Genomic DNA, 19,104 nt, shown 5'->3' on the forward strand with positions numbered 1-19,104 from the left:
ATGGTTTCTCGATATGCCCAGCCACCGATTCCCCCACCTCCTGTCCGACCGCGCGATGCTCGCCATCGTGTGCGCCATCGGCCTGGCCCTCGCCGGCTGCGGCAGCAGCAAGGAGAAGCGCCTCGCCAGCTACGAGCCCGAATCCTTCGCCTCCACAGGCACCCACTCGCACAACTACGCGGCCAGCGAAGCCCAGACCTGCGAGGCCGCGCGCCGCGCGCTGCTGAGCCAGGGCTACCAGGTCAAGGACGCGACCGCCCAGCAGGTGAGCGGCGTCAAGAGCTTCCAGCCGGAGAACGAAGTGCACATGGAAGTGAGTCTGCGCGTGGTGTGCGCCAAGGACGCGCGCGCCGCCGCGCCCTCCGCGTCGACCGACGCCGGCAAGGCCACCACCGCCTTCGTCAGCGCGCTGCAGGACCGCTACGCCCTCAAGAAGACCTCCAACTCGGCCGGTGTGGGCGTGGGCCTGCTGGGCTCGATCTCGCTGCCTTACTCGTCCAGCGACGACACCATGGTCAAGGTGGCCAGCCAGACGGTGACCGACGAGCGCTTCTACGAGCGCTTCTATGCCCTGGTCGACCGCTACCTGGTGTCTCAGGGGCCGGACCCGGAGCCGCCGCCGAAAGAGTCCGCAGCCGACAAGCCTGACGCTGCCAAGCCGGACGCTGCCAAGCCGGACGCCGCCAAGGCAGCCGACGCCGCGAAGAAGGACTGAGTTCCAGGGAACGCTCGGGCCCCTGGCGGCTCCAATGGGCCTGCCGGCCGCGGGGCCGGGTAGCATCTGCGCCTGTGATGAGCCATTCCCGCTCCTTTTTGCTCCGATTTCCCCTCGCGACGCCCTTGATGGCGGTCGCGCTCGCGCTCGTCCTGGCGGGCTGCAAGAGCACGCCCCAGCGCGTCTCCTACGACCCCGAGGCCTTCGGTTCCACCGACACCCACACCCGGGTCTTCGAGGCGTCCGAAGCCCAGACCTGCGAAGCCGCGCGCCGCGCCTTGTTGAGCCAAGGCTACCTGGTGTTGGCCGCCAACACCGAACTGGTGAACGGCAAGAAGTCCTTCCAGCCGGCGCCCGAGGTGCATGTGGAACTGGACTTCCGCGTGGTCTGCGCGACCGAGACCGGCGGCAGCAGCAGCCGCAAGCGCGCCAGCGCCACGCCGCCGCGCACGCTGGTCTTCGTCAGCGCGCTGCAGGACCGCTACAGCCTCAAGAAGGTGAACAACTCGGCCAGCCTGGGCGTGGGCGTGATCGGCTCGGTCTCGCTGCCTTACTCCTCCAGCGACGACTCGCTGGTGAAGGTGGCCAGCCAGACGGTGACGGACGAGCGCTTCTACGACCGCTTCTTCGCCATCGTGCAGCGCTACATCGTGGTGAACGTGGCCGAGCCGGAGCCGGCGGTGGCCGCTCCGGTACTGTCGTCGAGCGTGGTGGCGCAGCCGCTGGCGGTCCAGACGCTTGCGCCCTTGCCGCCCGTGGGCCAGGACGTGCCGAGCCCCGCGCCGTCCGCCTCATCGCAGGCGCAGGGGACGGCCGGGCCGCAGCCGGCTGCACAACAGGCACCGCAGGTCCAGACGGCCGCCCCGCAAGCCCAGGCGCAGGCGCAGGCGCCGCAGCCGGTCCAGATGCGCGCCCCACCGTTGCCGGTGGAGCCGCTGGGCGAGCCGTCCAGCATGCCGGCCAAAGCCACCAGCCCCTCAGCAGAGGCCTCGGCGGCGGAGCCGGCCGCGCAGGCGGCCCGCAACTAGCCCCTTACTTCCGGCCCTTCTTCGGGGCCGGGGCCGCCTTCACCGTCTTGGCAACCTGGGCCTTCTTGCCCGCGCCTGCCGCCGCGGCGGTCTCGACGCCGATGCCGGCGCCCTTGCGGCCAGTCTCCTTCTGGTACATCTCGTAGTAGTCCGAGGCCATCTCGCGCAGCGCCACGCCGATGTTGGCGTAGTCGTACTCGTTGAGGTTGGCCAGCGACACGCGGCCCGAGGGGTGCGGCGTGCCGAAGCCCTTGCCCGGCAGCAGCACCACCCCGCTGCGCTGGGCGATGCGGAACAGCGCCTCGTTGGGCCGCAGCTTCTTCACCGCCCACTTGGCCACGTCGGTGCCGTACATCTGCGCGATGATGGCCTCGCCGTCCAGCAGGTGGTAGTAGTCCACCGAGTTCGGGTCGTGCGGCAGCGGCAGGCCCAGTGCGCGGTACAGCGCGGCCTTGCGGCGCCGAACGATCTGCTTCATGGCGTTCTTGTAGTTGTCGCGCTCGTCCATCAGGCAGAACAGCGAGAACAGCACCATCTGCACCTGCACCGGCGTCGACAGGCCCGCCGTGTGGTTCAGCGCCACCGTGCGGCTGTCGGCCACCAGGCGGTCGATGAACTTGAGCTGGCGCGGCGTGGTCGTGATCGAGCTGTAGCGCTCGTCCAGCTCCTTCTTCTGGCGTTCGGGCAGGGCGGCGATGGTGTCGTCCAGCACGTTGCGCTCGTGGGTGGCCACCACGCCCATGCGCCAGCCGGTGGCGCCGAAGTACTTGGAGTACGAATACACCAGGATGGTGTTGTACGGGCACATGGCGAACAGCGACACGAAGTTGTCGGCGAAGGTGCCGTACACGTCGTCGGTGAGGATGATCAGGTCGGGGCGCTTCTTCACGATGCCCGCGATGTGCTGCAGCACCTCGTCGGACATCCGAACCGAGGGCGGGTTGCTCGGGTTGCACAGGAAGAAGGCCTTGATCTTCGGATCGAGCAGCTTGTCCAGTTCCTTCTTGGTGAACTGCCAGTTGTTCTCCGCCGGCGCGTCGATCTCCACCTCCACCAGGCGGTAGTCGTTCAGGTGCGGGATCTCGATGTAGGGCGTGAAGATCGGCATGCCCAGCGCGATGGCGTCACCCTCCTTGATCAGGTGGTTTTCCTTCATGCTGTTGAACAGGTAGGTCATGGCCGCGGTGCCGCCTTCCACCGCGTACATGTCGAACTTGCCCGTGAAGGGGTGCGTGCCGATCATTTCCTGGTGGATGTACTGGCCCACCACCTTCTCCGACAGGCGCAGGAAGCGGTCGGGCACCGGGTAGTTGCAGGCCAGGATGCCCTCGCACATCTCATAGAGGAAGTCGCCCTCCGACAGCCCCAGCTGGTCGCGCACATAGGACACGGCGGCGCCCAGGAAGCGCACGCCCTCCACGCCCTTGTTGCGGTGCAGGAAGATGGCGAAGCGCTCCTCGATGCCCTGGCGCTGCGGGAAGCCGCCGACGTTCTTCATGTACTGGTAGGAACGCTCGGATTCGCTCATCGCGAACAGGCCCAGCTGGAAGAAGCCGTGCCGCGGAAGCGTCGCCAGGAAGTTCGGGTTGCCGCGCCCGGCGTTGAGCATGGAGCGGCTGCTCTCCTTGGCCACCTGGATGAGGGCATCCTTGAGTTCGAAGGGGCTCAGTGAGCCAAGCTTTTCGAGATCGCTGAATTCCATGGACATCTCCTGTTTGAGTCGACTGACAAAAAGGTGAAGTTCGCGGCCGGCCGGAAAAGGGCAGCGGCCGCGTTCGAGCGTCGGGTGCTCAGGCGAAGGCGATCACCAGCGGCCCCAGCAGCGTGAGCAGCACGTTGGCCAGGGCGTAGGTGATGGCGAAGGGCACCGTGGGCACGGCGTTGCCGGCCTTGTCCAGCACCTCGCCGAAGGCGGGGTTCGCACTGCGCGAGCCCGACAGGGCGCCGGCGAAGATGGCCGCGTTGTTGTAGCGCAGGATGTAGATGCCGATCAGCATCGTCAGCAGCAGCGGCACGATGGTGACGATCACGCCAACCACGAAGATCGTCAGGCCCTGTTCCTTGATCGTGGTCACCGCCTGCAGGCCAGACTGCAGGCCCACCACCGCCACGAAGCCGGCCAGGCCCAGGTCCTTGAGGATCTGCACCGCGCCGGGCGGCAGGTTGCCGAAGGTCTGGCGCTTGCCGCGGTACCAGCCGAAGACCAGGCCGGCCAGCAGCGCACCGCCGCCGCTGCCCAGCGTGAGCGGAATGCCGCCGATCTTGGCCGTGAGCAGGCCCACCAGCAGGCCCACCACCAGGCCCGCGCCCAGGTAGACGAAGTCGGTCTTGATGCTGGGAATGAGCACCGGGCCCACGTGCTGGGCCACGCGCTGCACGTCGGGGTCGGCACCGAAGATGGTCACCGTGTCGCCGGCGCGCACCACCAGGTCTGGCGCCATTTCCAGCGACTTGCCTTCGCGCCGCAGGTCCACCACGTAGATGCCGTGGCGCACCTCGCTGGAGGTGCTGCGGCGGATTTCGTCCACCGTCTTGCCGTCCAGCTGCTTGCTGGTCACCACGACGTCGCGGCGCTGCATGGTCAATTCCATCCCGTCGACACCATAGACCTCGCGGCCCAGCTGGCCGGCCACGCGCAGCACGTCGGCGCGGCGGCCCACCACCAGCACGATGTCGTCTGTCGACAGCACCAGCTGCGGCGCCAACTCCACGAAGCTGGTGCCGCGCTTCACGCGCTCGACCGTCACCGGCACGGCCGGGTTGATCTGCTCGATGTCGGCCACCGTGCGCCCCTGCGCCGGGCCCACCTGGAACAGGCGCCCCACCAGTTCGGGCGCGGCGGCCTGCTGGTCGGCGCCCAGCACCCGCACGCCGGACTGCATCTTGGCCTGCGCGGCCAGCGCGTCGTCGCGGATGCTGCGCCGCATGATCCAGGGCAGCACGTTGACGCACATGATGATGGCGCCGAAGGAGCCGAACACGTACGTCACCGCGTAGCCCACCGCCACGTTGCCCTGCAGCCGCTTCACCTCGTCGGCGGCCAGCCCCAGTCGTGTGAGCGCATCACCCGCTGTGCCGATGATGGCCGACTGTGTGAGTCCACCCGCCGCGACGCCGGCCGCCAGGCCCTTGTCCAAGCCAAAGGCCTTGGCGCACACCACCACCGTGAGCAGGCCGGTCGTGGCCAGCACCACTGCCAGGATGATCTCCTTGACGGACTCCTTGCCCAGCGAGCGGAAGAAGTCCGGTCCGCTTTCGAAGCCCACCGCGTAGATGAACAGGGCGAAGAGCACCGCCTTGATGCCCGAGTCGATGTTCACACCCACCTGGCTCACGATCACGGCCACCAGCAGCGAGCCGGCCACGCCACCGAGCTGGAAGCTGCCGAACTTGAGCTTGCCGACCAGGTAGCCCAGCGAGAGCGAAAGAAACAAGGCTATCTCGGGAGACCGTTTGAAGATCGCTTCTAACCATTCCATGCTGACCTCTCTTTCTTCTGAAGAAATCGATAGCTCAATGGCCGGCCACCAGACCGGCCAGGGCAACGATGATCGGCCCCATCAGGGGCAGGATCACGTTCGAGATGGCGTAAGTGATGGTGTAGCCCAGCAGCGGCGTCGTGTTGCCCGCCGCGCTCTGGATGGCGCTGAGCGCCGGCGTGCTGCACTGCTGGCCGGCGATGGCGCCCAGCAGCACCGGTGCCTCGAACTTGAGCAGGCGGTGCCCCACCAGCAGCGAGCAGAAGGCCGGGATGACGGCGATGGCCACGCCCATCAGCGGCAGCGACACGCCGTACTTGCGCACCAGGTCCAGCGCCTGCGGCCCGGAGGCCAGGCCCACGCAGGCGATGAAGGTGGCCAGGCCGATGTCCTTGAGCAGGCCCGCCGCGTCTTCCGGAATGCTCAGCCGGCTCGGGTGCCGCGCCTGGTACCAGCCGAACACCAGGCCCGTGAGCAGCGCGCCGCCGCCCGTGCCCAACGACATGGCGATGCTGCCGAACTTGGCGCTGAACATGCCGATCCACACGCCCAGCACGATGCCGATGGAGGCCAGCGCGATGTTGGTCTTGCTGGACTTGAGCACCGGCTCGCCCAGCGCGGCGACGGCAGGCGCCAGCTCCTGCGCCGTGCCCACGAGCTGCAGCTTGTCGCCCAGTTGCAGCGTCAATTCGGGCAGCAGCGGCATGAGCTGCGTGCCGCGCTCCACGCGTGCCACCAGAACGCTGCGGCCCACCAGTGGCCTGCTGCCCTCGGAGAGCTGGCGCAGGCTCTGGCCCTGCGCGGCCTTGTTGCGAAGCACCAGGTCGGCGCTCTGCAGCACCAGGCCGAAGTCCCCGGTGTCGGCCGACTCGCGGCCCAGGCCCGCGGCGGCCGTTGCCATGTCGACCACGGCGCGCCGATGGCCCACGACCAGCACCCGGTCGCCCACCTCGAAGCGCGTGTCGGGCGTGAAGTCGATGCGCTGGCCGCCGCGAATCAAGCCCTGCATGCTGCCGCCGGCCAGCAGCCTTTCGTCCAGGCGCGCGACCGTGCCGCCCGCGTCCGAGGTGATCTCGTAGACGCGGCCCACCAGCTCGGGCGCTGCCGCGCTGGTGCCTGAATCCTCTTCACGTCCGCCCATCGCCTTCCACAGCTTCTCCGCCTCCTCGCGCAAGTTGACGCGGAGGATGAGCGGGAACACCTGGCTGGTGACAACCACAATCGTGATGAGGCCGAAGATGTAGGTGATCGAGTAGGCCGTGACCACGTTGGCCTGAAGCTGGTGGATCTGCTCGGCCGGCAGCGCGAGCTTGGAGATGGCGTCGGTGGCCGTGCCGACCACGGCCGACTCGGTGGCGGCCCCGGCCATGAGGCCCGCGGCGGTGCCCACGTCCAGCTTCATGAAGTGGGTGGCCGCCAGCACCAGGGCGAGGACCACCACCACCTCGATGAGGCACAGCAGGCCGATGCGCAGGCCCTTGGCATTGAGGTTGGCGAAGAACTGCGGACCGCCCGCGTAGCCCAGCGCGAAGATGAACAGCATGAAGAACACGTTCTTCACGTTGGCTTCGAGCGTGACGCCCAACTGGCCCACGAGAAGGGCCGCGATCAGCGTGCCGCAGATCCCGCCGAGCTGGATGGGCCCGAACCTGATCTGGCCCACCGCATAGCCGATGCTGAGGCAAAGGAAAAGTGCAATCTCCGGATGCGCCCGCAACACATCCCCGACCCAACCCATCAGCGTCATCTTATGTAGGCGGCCCGAGGGCCACTTGTTGTTGACTACCGCGGCGCAGTGTAGCCACTACGGGTTAAATCATCGAGACCTCATTTTTGATAGGCCGCGGGCCTTCAGCGCGCCAGGGTCGATTTGCCGAAGAGGCTCTCGATGAGTTCCACCGCCACCTCCGCCGTGCGGTTGCGCACGTCGAGCGCGGGGTTGAGTTCCACCACGTCCAGCGAGGCCAGGCGGCCCGTGTCCGCGATCATCTCCATGCACAACTGCATCTCGCGGTAGGTGGGGCCGCCGCGCACGCCGGTGCCCACGCCGGGCGCATCGGCCGGGTCCAGGCAGTCCAGGTCGAAACTCACATGCAGGTGCGTGTCCGCATCGATGTCCGACAGCGCCTCGGTCATGGTCACGCGCATGCCGTTCTCGTCGATGTGGCGCATGTCGTAGACGCGCAGGCCCTGGTTGCGGATGGCGAGCTTCTCCTGCGCGTCCACGCTGCGGATGCCGATGAAGCGGAAGGCCTCGGCCTCCAGCGCCGCGCGCTCGCCGCTCCAGCCGACCAGGGCTTCGGGGCCGTAGCCCAGCAGGCAGGACACCGGCATGCCGTGCAGGTTGCCGCTGGGGCTGGTGGCCTCGGTGTTGACGTCGGAATGCGCATCGAGCCAGATCACCCGCAGCCCCTGGCCGCGCGAGCGCGCATGCCGCGCCACCGCGCTGATGGAGCCCACTGCCAGGCAATGGTCGCCGCCCATCAGCAGGGGCACGTGGCCGGCTTTCAGGGCGCCGTCGACGGCGCCGTACACCGAGCGGTTCCAGCTCACCACTTCGTCGAGGTGGCGCAGGCCGTTGGCGGGTGCATCCCAGGGCGTGGCCGGGCCGGCCAGGTTGCCCGCGTCGACCACGCCGAAGCCATGGCGCGCGAGGATGCCGGGCAGGTCCGCCACGCGCAGCGCATCGGGGCCCATGCCCGCGCCGCGCACGCTGGCGCCTACGTCGGTGGGCGCGCCGATCAGGTGGATGGTGGGGCTGGTGCTGCTCATGAGGCCCATTGTGGGGCGCCTGGCCACGCTGCGCCAAGAGGACGCATGCAGCCGTCACCGGCAACAAGCTTGCTCAGGTGCCCTGGGCCTGCTCGATCAGGAAGTCGATCAGCAATTGCACTGCGGCACCGGCGTCGTCCGGCCGGTAAAGCAGGCCCAGGGGCTCGATGGGTGCATCGAGCTGCAGGGGCAACTGCACCACCTCGCGCCGGTCCAGGCGGTCCAGCGAGGTGTGGGGCACGGGCATCACCACGTCGGGCTGCGCGAGCAGGGTGCGCAGCAGGTGGGGCGAAAGTGTCTGCACCGGATGTTCGCGCGGCACCATCTTCTCTTGCGCCCAGGCGGCATCCAGGGCCTGCCGAACCGCGAAATGCGGCGGCGGCAGGATCCAGCGCGAGTCGGCCAGGTCGCGCAGCCGGAGCCGGCGGCGCTTCGCCGCCGGGTGCGAGATGCCGGCGATCACCACCATGCGGTCGCTGCGCAGCGGGATGAAGCGGTGGCCCGGCTCCAGCCGCGCCGGCTGGCGCAACAGCACCAGGTCGAAGGCGCCGCCGCGCAGGCCGGCGCCAAGGCGCTCGCCGGTGCCGTCCTCGATCACCAGGCGCAGCTGCGGGTGCTGTGCCAGCAGCCGGGGCATGGCCGGCTGCAGCACGCTGACCAGTGCGGCGTCCAGCGCGCCGATGCGCACCGGGCGCGCCGCCTGCGCTGCCAGCGCGCACAGGTCCTCGGTGGCGATGCGAAGGGAGTCGATCGCCATGCGCGCATGGGCGGCCAGCAGGCGGCCCGCATCGGTGATGCGCATGCCTCGCGCATGGCGCTCGAACAGCGGCATCTCGAGCAGGGCCTCCAGCTCGCGCAGCATCTGCGTGGCCGCGGGCTGGCTCATGTGCGTGGCCTCGGCCGCGCGCCGCAGGTTGGAGTGGGTGGCCAACGCGTCCACCAGCCGCAGGTGGCGCAGCCGCAGCCGGGCCAGCAGCCGCTCGTGCAGCGCAGGGGAGGGGGCGGAAGCGGTGCTGGGCATGGCGATAAGCCGATGTTATCGGTGAATCGAAATTCGATTGGATCGCGATCGCTCGGCTGCCTATGCTTTCAGGCTGCTTTCGATCCGTCTTCTCCCCCCAACCCTTTCACAGACCGCCATGTCCCTGCGCCCCAACGCCCTCCTGCCCGTCGTCCTTGCCATGTGCGCCATGAGCGCCGGGGCCCAGTCGCCCGCACCCGCGCCCGCTGCTCCGGCCGCAGCCCAGGCGCTCTATCCGCTGATGGCCGAGCGCAGCAAGGCGGTGGAGAAGAAGGTCATCGCCTGGCGCCGCGACATCCACGAGCACCCCGAGCTGGGCAACCAGGAGAAGCGCACCGCCGCCCTGGTGGCCGCGCACCTGAAGTCGCTGGGCTACGAGGTGCGCGAAGGCGTGGCCGTGACCGGCGTGGTGGCCACGCTCAAGGGCGGCAAGCCCGGCCCGGTGGTGGCGCTGCGCGCCGACATGGACGCGCTGCCGGTGAAGGAGCAGGTGGATGTGCCTTTCGCTTCCAAGGCCCGCGCCACCTGGGCCGGCAAGGAAGTGGACGTGATGCACGCCTGCGGCCACGACGGTCACGTCGCCATCCTGATGGGCGTGGCCGAGGTGCTGGCCTCGATGAAGGACCAGCTGCCCGGCACGGTCAAGCTGATGTTCCAGCCTGCCGAGGAGAAGCTGCCCAATTCCGAGATCGGCGGCGCGCGCCGCATGCTGGCCGAAGGCGCCTTCGACTCGCCCAAGCCCGACGTGGTCTTCGGCCTGCACCTGGCCTCGGGCCTGAACACCGGCGAGATCGGCTACAAGGCCGGCCCCATCACCGCCAGCTCCGACGCCTTCAAGGTCAGCGTGAAGGGCCGCCAGACGCACGGCTCGATGCCCTGGAGCGGGGTGGACCCGATCGTGATCGGCTCGCAGATCGTGATGGGCTTCCAGACCATCGCCAGCCGCCAGGTCAACGTGACCAAGGAGCCCTCGGTACTGAGCGTGGGCACCTTCCAGGCCGGCACCCGCTACAACATCATTCCCGACAACGCGGAGATGACCGGCACGCTGCGCACCTACGACGAGGGCATGCGCGAATTCATCATGAAGCGCATGGGCGAGACGGCCGAGCACATCGCCCAGAGCGGCGGCGGCAGCGCGCACGTGCACTTCGAGGCCGACGGCTACGCGCCCACCATCAACGACGCGAAGCTGACCGACCAGATGTCGCCCAGCCTGCAGCGCATCCCCGGCGCCAAGTCCATGATCATTCCCAAGGGCACCGGCGGCGAGGACTTCTCCTTCTTCGCGCAGAAGGCGCCAGGCCTGTTCGTGATGGTCGGCTCCACCCCGCCCGGCCAGGACGCAAGCAAGGCCGAACCCAACCACTCGCCGCGCTTCTTCATGGACGAGGCCAGCCTGGCGGTGGGCGTGCGCACCCTCACGCAACTGAGCGTGGACTACATGGCGATGGCGTCGGCGGCGAAGTAGGCCGAGCTTTCGAATCCAGGAAGAAGGGGCGCCGCGGCGCCCCTTTGCCTTGTTGCCACGCAGGCCCTACCGGGTCTGCTCGCCCGCCGCGCGGATCTCCACCCGGCGGTTCGGCTCGAAGCAGGCGATCAGCGCGTTGCGGGTCCTGGCGCCCTGGGCCCGGCAGTCCGCCTCGGTGACCTTCAGGTCGTTCTTGCCGCGGCCCTCGGTCTGGATCACGTTGGCCGGCACGCCCCGGCTGACCATGTAGTCGCGCACGGAGTTGGCCCGCGCCACGGACAGTCGCTGGTTGTATTCGGCGCTGCCGATCGGGTCGGTGAAGCCCACGATGGAGACCGAGCGCGCCTGCATCGTCTCGGGCTTGAGTTCCTGCATCAGCGTGTCGATGCGGCTGCGGCCGGTGGGCGTGAGCACCGCCTTGCCGAACTCGAAGGTGCCGTCGGACTTGATCTCGAAATTGCGCGCCGCAGGAGGCGGCGGCGGTGGCGGAGCCATCGCGGGCGCAGGTGGCGGGGGCGGTGGCGGCGGCGCGGCAGCCATGCGCGGGGCCGGGCCGAGGGGAATCTGCAGGCCCACCGAGAACATCCAGTCGTCCAGGTGGCTCTGGTTGTTCACGAACCGGTTCGAGTTGTCGTCGTAGCGGTAGCGGGCGTCGGCCACCAGCCGGCCCCAGGAGGCGAAGGGCCACACGACGCCCGCGCCCAGGTTGGCCATGAAGCTGGTCTTGCTGTCGCTGCCGCCGGCCGGGAACTTGATCTTGTCGTTGATCGCGCCGATGCCGCCCACCAGGTAGGGCTGCACGCTGCCCATCTGCCAGGCGCGCAGGCCCTGCCGGCCCAGGAAGAACCACTGCGCGTCCAGTGAGCCGCTCCAGATCTCGTACTTGCCCGGGCCGCCGATCTTGGCGTCGAGCTCCTCGTACTGGCTGCGCAGTTCGATGTTCCAGTAGGGGCTGATCGGTTTGCCCACGGCCAGCCCGCCACCCCAGCCGTTGTCGGCATTGCGGCCGCTGTCCGGATGGACATAGGTGCCGAAGGGGGTGATGTACCAGCGGTCGTCGAAGTACTGGCTGTCCAGCGAATAGATCGACTGCGCAAAGCCGGTGGCGCAGGGCAGGGCCAGCAGGCAGCAGGCCGCCAGGGAGCGTCGGACGAGCATCATGGAAGCAACCTCCCTTGCGTGGGTGGATGAGCTCTCAGCCGAAGCCGAATCAACCCGGACCTTAGTCGCGCCGCGCTGCCCTGGCCACCGGGACGAAACCGAGTGTGTCTGGCGTCTGTAAGCGCAACCGAGGCGGTTTCACATATTGCACGGGCCGAACCCGTGCAGTGGCGCCCGGGCAACGGCGCGGGCATCGCCCTTGCGCAATGACCCGAGCAAGGGCGCGCGGGCCCTCATTGGGGCTGCGGCCTCGCCATCTTGCATTCCGTCCCCTGCGCCAACTCGTTGCCGGTGTAGACCGCATCGGTGCGAAAGCCGTAGTCCGTCCCGTCCCAGCCCACCTTCACCGCCTTGCCGTCCACCGGCGCGATGGTGTTGACCACCTGCGGCAGCAGCAACTGATGGTCCTCGCCACGCATGCGCACCGGGCCCACCACCGAGTCGTACTGCAGGTTCTCCAGCGCGTAGGCGACCTTCACCGTGTCGGTGCTGTTGGCCTTGGCGATGGCGGCGGCCAGCAGGCGCGGCGTCATGTCGATGCGGGGCGCCAGGAAGTCCTTGCCGGTGCGCGCCTTGTAGGCCTTGGCCAGCGCCTCGGCCTTGGGCACGTCGGCCTGGCCCGGGTGCCATTCGGCGACCCAGGTGAGCTGGCCCACCTTGGACTGCGAGACCGCCAGCACCGTGCCCGGCACCGAGCCGGCGCTGTGGTTGAAGTAGCGCAGCTTGTAGCCCGCATCGCCCGCAGCCTTGAGCAGCAGCGTCATGTCCTGCCCCCAGTTGCCGGTGATGACCGAGTCGGCGCCCGAGGCCTTGATGTTGGCCACGTAGGGCGCGAAGTCCTTCACCCGCCCGATGGGATGCAGCGCCTCGCCCACGAACTGGATGTCGGGTCGCGCCAGGCCCACCAGCTGGCGGCCGTAGCTCGCCCACTGCTTGCCGTGCGCGTAGTCCTGGTTGAGCAGGTAGACCTTCTGGATGTCCGGTGTCTCCTTGATGTAGTTGGCGATCGCCTTCATCTTCATCGCCGTGTTCGCCTCGGTCTGGAAGTGCCAGAAGCTGCAGCTCTTGCCCGTCATGTCCGGATCGATGGACGAGTGGTTGAGCACCAGCAGTTCCTTGCCCGGGTTGCGCTGGTTCCAGCGCGACACCGACTGCAGGATCGCCGCCACCACCGAGGAACCCGAGCCGCCGGTGACGATGGCGCGGGCGCCCTGGTCGATGGCCGCCTGCAGCGCGCTCTGGCTTTCCTGCGCGGAGAGCTTGCTGTCGAACTGCAGCAGCTGCATCTTCTGGCCACCCGGCAGGCCGCCGTGCGCGTTGATGTCGTCCACCGCGTACTGCGTGTGCAGCAGCATGAGCTCGCCCACGTTGGCGAAGGGCCCGGACAGCGGGTCGATATAGGCGATCTTGTAGGTGTCCTGTGCGTGCGCCGTGCTGGCCATGAACAGGCCGGTGGCCGCAGCCGCGATGGACACGGCGCGCAGGGCTGCGCCGGCGAACTTCTTCGTCGTCATTCGGGAATCTCCTGGAGGTGAGGGGAAGGGGGCGGGGCGAGCGAGGGCGGTCAGCCGTCTTCTTCTTGTCGCTCGGGGCGCTTGCCCGTGCCGCCGTGCTGCTGCACGCCGATCACGCGCCACGCGAGCACGCTGAGCTTGGACACGACTTCCTCCGTGGAGTAGCGCCCGTCGGGCCGGTACCAGCTGTAGAGAAAGCCCGGCAGGCTGCAGGCGGCCAATGCGGTGATCTTGGCGTCGTCGAAGTCCAGGTCGCCATCGCGGCGCGCTTCTTCCAGCAGGGGCACCAGCTGGTTGTAGAAGTGATGCGCCAGGCGCTTTTGCTCCACCAGGTACTCGGCGCGGTACACCTGCGGCTCGCGGTAGGGAAAGAAGGCGCAGGGGAAGTTGGCGATGGTGGCGCGGATCAGCCGCTCCAACCCGTCCATGACCTTGTCGCGCGCGCAGCGCGTGTCCTCGGGCGTGAAGTCCATGGTGGTGAGGCATTCCACCGCCGGCTTCCACGACAGGGTCTCGAAGATCTCCTGCTTGTCGCGGAAGTAGTAGTAGACGAAGGGTTTGGTCACGCCCAGCGCGCGCACGATCTGCGCCATGGTGGTGTTGGCGTAGCCCTGCACCGCGAAGAGCTGCGCGGCGGCCTGCAGGATGCGCTCGCGCTGCACGTCGGTGCCCTGCGTGGCGGCGCGCTGCCGGCCGGTGCCGGCCGGCAGGTGCGGGTCGAGCCCGGCAGCGCCCGGTGCTTCCCAGGCGCTCGGCGCGTCCCCGGCCGCAACGGGTTTGTGCGGTGTCGCGGAAGTTATACCCATGGGTAGGATTGTTGGTGCAACATGAACCCATTGGCAAGCGAGGCCCCTGGCCGGCCCGCTATCGATAACCCTTAACGAGTGACGCCATGGAGACACTGAAGAGCCTTCCCGCCCGAGCGCTGCAGCCCCTGCACGAGTACCTGCGGACCCACGCGCGCGAGCGCGGCTCGCATGCGGCGTGCATCTGGTACGGCTCGCGCATGAGCTTCGCCGAACTCGACGCCGCGAGCGACGCCTTTGCCGCGCGCCTGCAGGCGCTGGGCGTGAAGAAGGGCGAGCCGGTGGTGCTCTTCCTCAACAACTGCCCGCAGTACCTGGTGGCGCACTACGGCATCCAGAAGATCGGTGCCATCGTCTGTCCCAGCGGCCCGCTCAACAAGGAGCACGAGCTGGCCTACCAGGTGGGCGACCTGCAGGCGCGCGTGATCGTGGCCGCGGCGCCGCTGCTGCCGGTGGTCGACAAGGTGCGCGAGCAGGTGGCCTCGCTGCGGCATGTGTTCGTGGTGCACTATGCCGACCTGCTGCCCGAGGCCGGCGCGACGGCCATCGACCTGCCGGCCGAGCTGAAGGCCGCGCAGCAGGAGGCGCGCACGGTGCCCGCCGGTTGCGAAGATTTCCTGGCCGTGATGCATGCCGGCGCCAGGCCTTCGCCGGTCGCCATCGACATGGACGACATCGCCCTCATGACCTACACATCGGGCACCACCGGCCTGCCCAAGGGCGCGATGCTCAGCTACGGCAACGCGCTGTTCAAGACGCGCGTGGCGGCCGATTGCAACGGCGTCACGTCGGGCGACGTGCTGCTGTCCGTTGCGCCGCTCTATCACATCGCCGGCATGCTGATGGGCGTGAACGTGCCGGTGCTCAGCGGCGCCACCAGCGTGCTGCTGCACCGCTTCGACGCGCATGCGGTGCCGCAGGCGATCCAGGCATACGGCGTGAGCTGGTGGTACAGCATTGCGCCGATGAACGTGGCGGTAATGCAGCTTGCGGACATCGCAAGCTTCGACCTCGGCAGCCTGCGGCGCAATCCGGTCACCAGCTTCGGCATCGCCTTCACCGAGCCGCTGGCCCGGCAGTGGCAGGGCGTGGCCAGGAACTGCGCGTCCTTCGAGGCGGCCTACGGGCTTTCGGAAACGCACACCTGCGACACCTACACGCCGCAGCATGCGCCGCGCTGGGGCACGCAGGGCGTGGCGGTGCCCGGCGTGCGCATCCGCATCATCGACCCCGACACCGGTGAAGACGTGCCGGTGGGTGATGTGGGCGAGATCATCCTGACCAGCGAGGGCTCCTTCAAGGGCTACTGGAACAAGCCCGAGGCCACCGCCGCCACGCTGCGCCAGGGCTGGGTGCATACCGGCGACATGGGCAGGATGGACGCGGACGGCTACCTCACCTTCATCGGCCGCTTCAAGGAGATGATCAAGGTCTCGGGCTACAGCGTGTTTCCCGAGGAGGTCGAGACCATCCTCATCAAGCACCCGGCGGTGGCGCAGGCCGCGGTGGTCGCGCAGCCCGATGCGGACAAGGGCGAGGTGGTCAAGGCCTTCATCGTTTCCAAGCCTGGCGCACAGGTGGACGAGCCCCAGCTCATCGCCTGGGCGCGCGACAACATGGCGCCCTACAAGGTGCCGCGCGCGGTGCGGCTCATCGACGCGCTTCCCACCACCGGCGCCGGCAAGGTGCTGCGCCGGCTGCTGAAGGACAAGGAATGAGCTTGCAGTTCAAGAAGATGCTCGTCGCCAACCGCGGCGAAGTGGCGGTGCGGCTGGTGCGCGCGCTGCGCGACCTGGGCATCGGCAGCGTGGCGGTGCATGCGCGGGACGACGCGGCGGCGCTGCACGTGCAGCTGGCGGACCAGGTCGTGGCGCTGGATGCCACGGGCCCCTCGGCCTACCTGGACGCGGCACGCCTGGTCGCGATCGCGCGCGAGACGGGATGCGATGCGGTTCACCCGGGCTATGGCTTCCTCAGCGAGCGGGCCGACTTCGCGCAGGCCTGCGCCGACGCGGGGATGGTCTTCATCGGCCCGACGCCCGGGCAGCTGGCGCTCTTCGGCGACAAGGCGCGTGCCCGCGAGCTGGCGCAGCAGTGCGACGTGCCGGTGATGCCCGGCAGCCCCGGCGCTGTGACGCTGGCACAGGCCCAGGCCTTCTTCGAGGCGCAGGCGGCCGATGGCGAGCAGGCCGGTGTCATGGTCAAGGCCATCGGCGGCGGCGGCGGCCGCGGCATGCGCGCGGTGCTGCGCATCGAGGAGCTGGCCGAGGCGCACGCGCGCTGCACTTCCGAGGCCAGGGCCGCCTTCGGCGTGGATGGCGTCTATGTGGAGCGGCTGATGCGCCACGCGCGCCACATCGAGATCCAGGTGCTGGGCGATGGCCGGTCCGTGGCCAGTTTGGGCGAGCGCGAATGCACGCTGCAGCGGCGCTTCCAGAAGCTGGTGGAGATCGCGCCCAGTCCGGCCTTGGGCGCGGAGCTGAAGGAGCGCATCACGCAGGCCGCGCTGCGCATGGCGCAGGCGGTCGGCTACCGCGGCCTGGGCACTTTCGAGTTCCTGGTGGACGAGGCCTCGCGCAGCCTGCCCTTCGTCTTCATCGAGGCCAACCCCCGTTTGCAGGTGGAGCACACGGTGACGGAAGCGGTCACGGGACTGGACCTGGTGCAGTTGCAGGTCGACGTGCTGGCCGGCCAGTCGCTGGCGCAACTGGGCATCGAGCCGGACCGCACCGCGGCGCAGCGCGGCTTCGCCATCCAGTGGCGTATCAATGCAGAGACGCTGGACGCACAGGGCAACGCGCGCCCCGCCAGCGGCGCGCTGTCGCGCTTCGACCTGCCCAGCGGCCCCGGCGTGCGGGTGGACACGCACGGCTACGCCGGCCTCTCGCCCTCGCCGCACTACGACACGCTGCTGGCCAAGCTGATCGTGCACAGCGCCTCACCGAGTTTCGCGGACGCGCTGCGCCGCTCGCAGCGTGCGCTGCAGGAGTGCCGCATCGAGGGCATGGCGAGCAACCTGCCGCTGTTGCGCGCCATCGGCGAGCGCCCGGAGTTCGCAGGGCAGGCGGTGCACACGCGCTTCGTCGAGGCGCACCTGGCCGACCTGCTGGCGGCCGCGCAGAAGTTCGAAGCAGGGCCCGGCCAACCGGCCGTCCACCACGCTGCCACTGCCGCGCCGGCGCAGGACGAAGACGACCCGAAAGCACCCCTTGTGCGCTCGCCGATGGCCGCCAGACTGGTGCAGTTCGAAGTCGCAGTCGGCGACATGCTGCCGGCCGGCGCGCAGATCGGCGTGCTGGAGGCCATGAAGATGGAGCACCTGCTGCATGCGCCCGTTGCGGGCCGCGTGCTGGCGCTGCTGGCCGAGCCCGGGGATTACCTGGTGGAAGGCCAGTCGCTGGTCCGGCTGGAGGCGGTCGATTCGCAGGCGGTGCAGGCCCGTGCGCAAGCCGCGCTGGACCCCGAACTCATTCGCGCCGACCTGCAGCGGGTGATCGACCGCCATGCGCCCACGCTGGACGCCAACCGCCAGGCGGCGGTGGCCAAACGCGAGGCCCAGGGCGGGCGCACCGCGCGCGCCAACATCGCCGACCTGTGCGAACTGCACGAGGACCCGGCCAACTTCAGCGAGTACGGCGCGCTGGCCATCGCCGCGCAGACGCGCCGGCGCTCGCTGGAGGACCTGATCGCCAACACGCCCGCCGACGGCATGGTCACCGGCGTGGGCAGCATCAACGCCAGGCGCTTCGGCGCCGAGCGCTCGCGCTGCGTGGTCATGGCCTACGACTACACCGTGCTGGCCGGCACGCAGGGCCTGCGCAACCACCAGAAGACCGACCGCATGCTGCGCGTCGCGCACCAGCTGCGCCTGCCGGTGGTGCTCTTCGCCGAAGGTGGCGGCGGGCGGCCCGGCGACACCGACATGCCCATCGTGGCGGGCCTGAACAACCACACTTTCAGCCAGTTCGCTGCGCTGTCGGGCAAGGTGCCGGTGGTGGGCATCGCGCACGGCCGCTGCTTCGCCGGCAACGCTGCGCTGCTGGGCTGCGCCGACGTGATCATCGCCACCGAAGGCAGCAACATCGGCATGAGCGGCCCCGCCATGATCGAAGGCGGCGGCCTGGGCACTTTCGCGCCCGAGCAGATCGGGCCGAGCAGCGTGCAGTCGAGGAACGGCGTCATCGACATCCTCGTCAAGGACGAGCGGGAGGCGGTCGCCGCGGCGAAGCAGTACCTCTCGTACTTCCAGGGGACCGTGGACGACTGGCAGTGCGAAGACCAGCGCCTGCTGCGGCACGCGGTGCCGGAAAACCGGCTGCGCGTGTACGACGTGCGCGCCGCCCTGCGCGGGCTGGCCGACAGCGGCTCGGTGCTCGAACTGCGCGCGGGCTTCGGCGCCGGCATCATCACGGCGCTGGCGCGCATCGAGGGACGGCCCGTGGGCATCCTCGCCAACAACCCCCATCACCTAGGCGGCGCCATCGATGCGGAGGCGGCCGACAAGGCGGCGCGCTTCATGCAGCTGTGCAATGCACATGGCCTGCCGCTGGTGTCGCTGTGCGACACGCCCGGCTTCATGGTCGGCCCCGAGGTGGAGGCGCAGGCGCAGGTGCGCCACGTGTGCCGCATGTTCATGGTGGCCTCGCACCTGCGCGTGCCCTTCTTCGCGGTGGTGCTGCGCAAGGGCTACGGCCTGGGCGCGCAGGCCATGACGGCGGGCGGCTTCGACGCGCCGGTGTTCACCGTGGCCTGGCCCACTGGCGAGTTCGGTGCCATGGGACTGGAAGGCGCGGTTCGCCTGGGCTATCGCAAGGAACTGGAAGCTGCGGCCGAGGGTGCGGAGCGCGACGCGCTGTTCCGCGAACTGGTGGCGCAGCAGTACGCGAACGGCGAGGCGATCCACATGGCCCAGACCCTGGAGATCGATGCCGTGATCGATCCGGCGCAGACGCGCGAGTGGCTGGTGCGGGGGCTGCAGTCCTCTGCCGGCATGCATGAGGCGCCCACGCCCTTCGTCGACACCTGGTAGGGCCGCTGCGCCAGCGGCGATGCGCGCCGAGTGGGCACTGACTTGGCCCTGCAGCGCGCACATCGCAGCGCTACATGTCTACACAAGACTTCGCTTGGCGCTTACAGG

At 69.1% G+C, this 19,104-nt stretch carries 13 protein-coding genes; 5 read left to right on the forward strand and 8 right to left on the reverse strand.

Annotated elements, in window-relative coordinates; translation table 11 throughout:
• Positions 1 to 13 precede the first annotated feature (13 nt).
• Complete coding sequence (locus BM345_RS19705) at positions 14 to 715, forward strand: DUF2242 domain-containing protein (RefSeq protein ID WP_093382428.1); 702 nt, start codon at positions 14 to 16, stop codon at positions 713 to 715.
• Positions 716 to 843: 128 nt separating this feature from the next.
• On the forward strand, positions 844 to 1,743 hold the full coding sequence (locus BM345_RS19710) for a DUF2242 domain-containing protein (protein ID WP_254789828.1): 900 nt from the start codon (positions 844 to 846) through the stop codon (positions 1,741 to 1,743).
• 4 nt (positions 1,744 to 1,747) lie between these two features.
• On the opposite strand, the gene BM345_RS19715 is transcribed toward BM345_RS19710, so the two are convergent.
• The 5 genes from BM345_RS19715 to BM345_RS19735 form a co-directional block, all read right to left on the reverse strand.
• Positions 1,748 to 3,445, reverse strand: a complete 1,698-nt coding sequence (locus tag BM345_RS19715) for a bifunctional aspartate transaminase/aspartate 4-decarboxylase (protein ID WP_093382433.1) — start codon at positions 3,443 to 3,445, stop codon at positions 1,748 to 1,750.
• An 88-nt stretch (positions 3,446 to 3,533) separates the two neighbouring features.
• Positions 3,534 to 5,222 (reverse strand): aspartate-alanine antiporter, encoded by a 1,689-nt coding sequence (gene aspT, locus BM345_RS19720; protein WP_093382435.1) that lies wholly within the window; start codon positions 5,220 to 5,222, stop codon positions 3,534 to 3,536.
• Positions 5,223 to 5,256: 34 nt separating this feature from the next.
• Positions 5,257 to 6,960 (reverse strand): aspartate-alanine antiporter, encoded by a 1,704-nt coding sequence (gene aspT, locus BM345_RS19725; RefSeq protein WP_093382678.1) that lies wholly within the window; start codon positions 6,958 to 6,960, stop codon positions 5,257 to 5,259.
• Positions 6,961 to 7,073: 113 nt separating this feature from the next.
• Positions 7,074 to 7,994 (reverse strand): arginase, encoded by a 921-nt coding sequence (gene rocF, locus BM345_RS19730; protein ID WP_093382681.1) that lies wholly within the window; start codon positions 7,992 to 7,994, stop codon positions 7,074 to 7,076.
• A gap of 73 nt (positions 7,995 to 8,067) precedes the next feature.
• Positions 8,068 to 9,015 (reverse strand): LysR family transcriptional regulator, encoded by a 948-nt coding sequence (locus BM345_RS19735; protein ID WP_093382438.1) that lies wholly within the window; start codon positions 9,013 to 9,015, stop codon positions 8,068 to 8,070.
• Between the two features lie 118 nt (positions 9,016 to 9,133).
• Between BM345_RS19735 and BM345_RS19740 the strand changes: the two genes are divergently transcribed.
• Entirely contained in the window at positions 9,134 to 10,486 is a 1,353-nt protein-coding gene (locus tag BM345_RS19740; RefSeq protein ID WP_093382441.1) for an amidohydrolase, read from the forward strand.
• 66 nt (positions 10,487 to 10,552) lie between these two features.
• On the opposite strand, the gene BM345_RS19745 is transcribed toward BM345_RS19740, so the two are convergent.
• The 3 genes from BM345_RS19745 to BM345_RS19755 form a co-directional block, all read right to left on the reverse strand.
• Positions 10,553 to 11,647, reverse strand: coding sequence for an OmpA family protein (locus tag BM345_RS19745; protein WP_093382443.1), 1,095 nt, complete (start codon positions 11,645 to 11,647; stop codon positions 10,553 to 10,555).
• Between the two features lie 233 nt (positions 11,648 to 11,880).
• Positions 11,881 to 13,089 carry a branched-chain amino acid ABC transporter substrate-binding protein gene (locus BM345_RS19750; RefSeq protein ID WP_093382684.1) on the reverse strand — a complete coding sequence of 403 codons (1,209 nt, stop codon included), beginning with the start codon at positions 13,087 to 13,089 and terminating at the stop codon, positions 11,881 to 11,883.
• A gap of 122 nt (positions 13,090 to 13,211) precedes the next feature.
• The gene (locus BM345_RS19755) at positions 13,212 to 13,967 is read right to left on the reverse strand and encodes a TetR/AcrR family transcriptional regulator (protein WP_093382446.1); all 756 of its coding nucleotides are present in this window, start codon (positions 13,965 to 13,967) and stop codon (positions 13,212 to 13,214) included.
• Between the two features lie 95 nt (positions 13,968 to 14,062).
• On the opposite strand from BM345_RS19755, the gene BM345_RS19760 reads away from it, so the two are divergent.
• Both BM345_RS19760 and BM345_RS19765 read left to right on the forward strand, forming a co-directional pair.
• The gene (locus tag BM345_RS19760) at positions 14,063 to 15,685 is read left to right on the forward strand and encodes an AMP-binding protein (RefSeq protein ID WP_093382687.1); all 1,623 of its coding nucleotides are present in this window, start codon (positions 14,063 to 14,065) and stop codon (positions 15,683 to 15,685) included.
• Positions 15,682 to 18,996: a carboxyl transferase domain-containing protein gene (locus BM345_RS19765; RefSeq protein ID WP_093382448.1), complete on the forward strand. Its 3,315-nt coding sequence runs from the start codon at positions 15,682 to 15,684 to the stop codon at positions 18,994 to 18,996. Before BM345_RS19760 ends, BM345_RS19765 begins: the two co-directional genes overlap by 4 nt.
• Positions 18,997 to 19,104 lie beyond the last annotated feature (108 nt).

Origin of the sequence: Variovorax sp. OV329 (genome assembly GCF_900114785.1) — a bacterium.
Lineage (GTDB): Bacteria > Pseudomonadota > Gammaproteobacteria > Burkholderiales > Burkholderiaceae_C > Variovorax.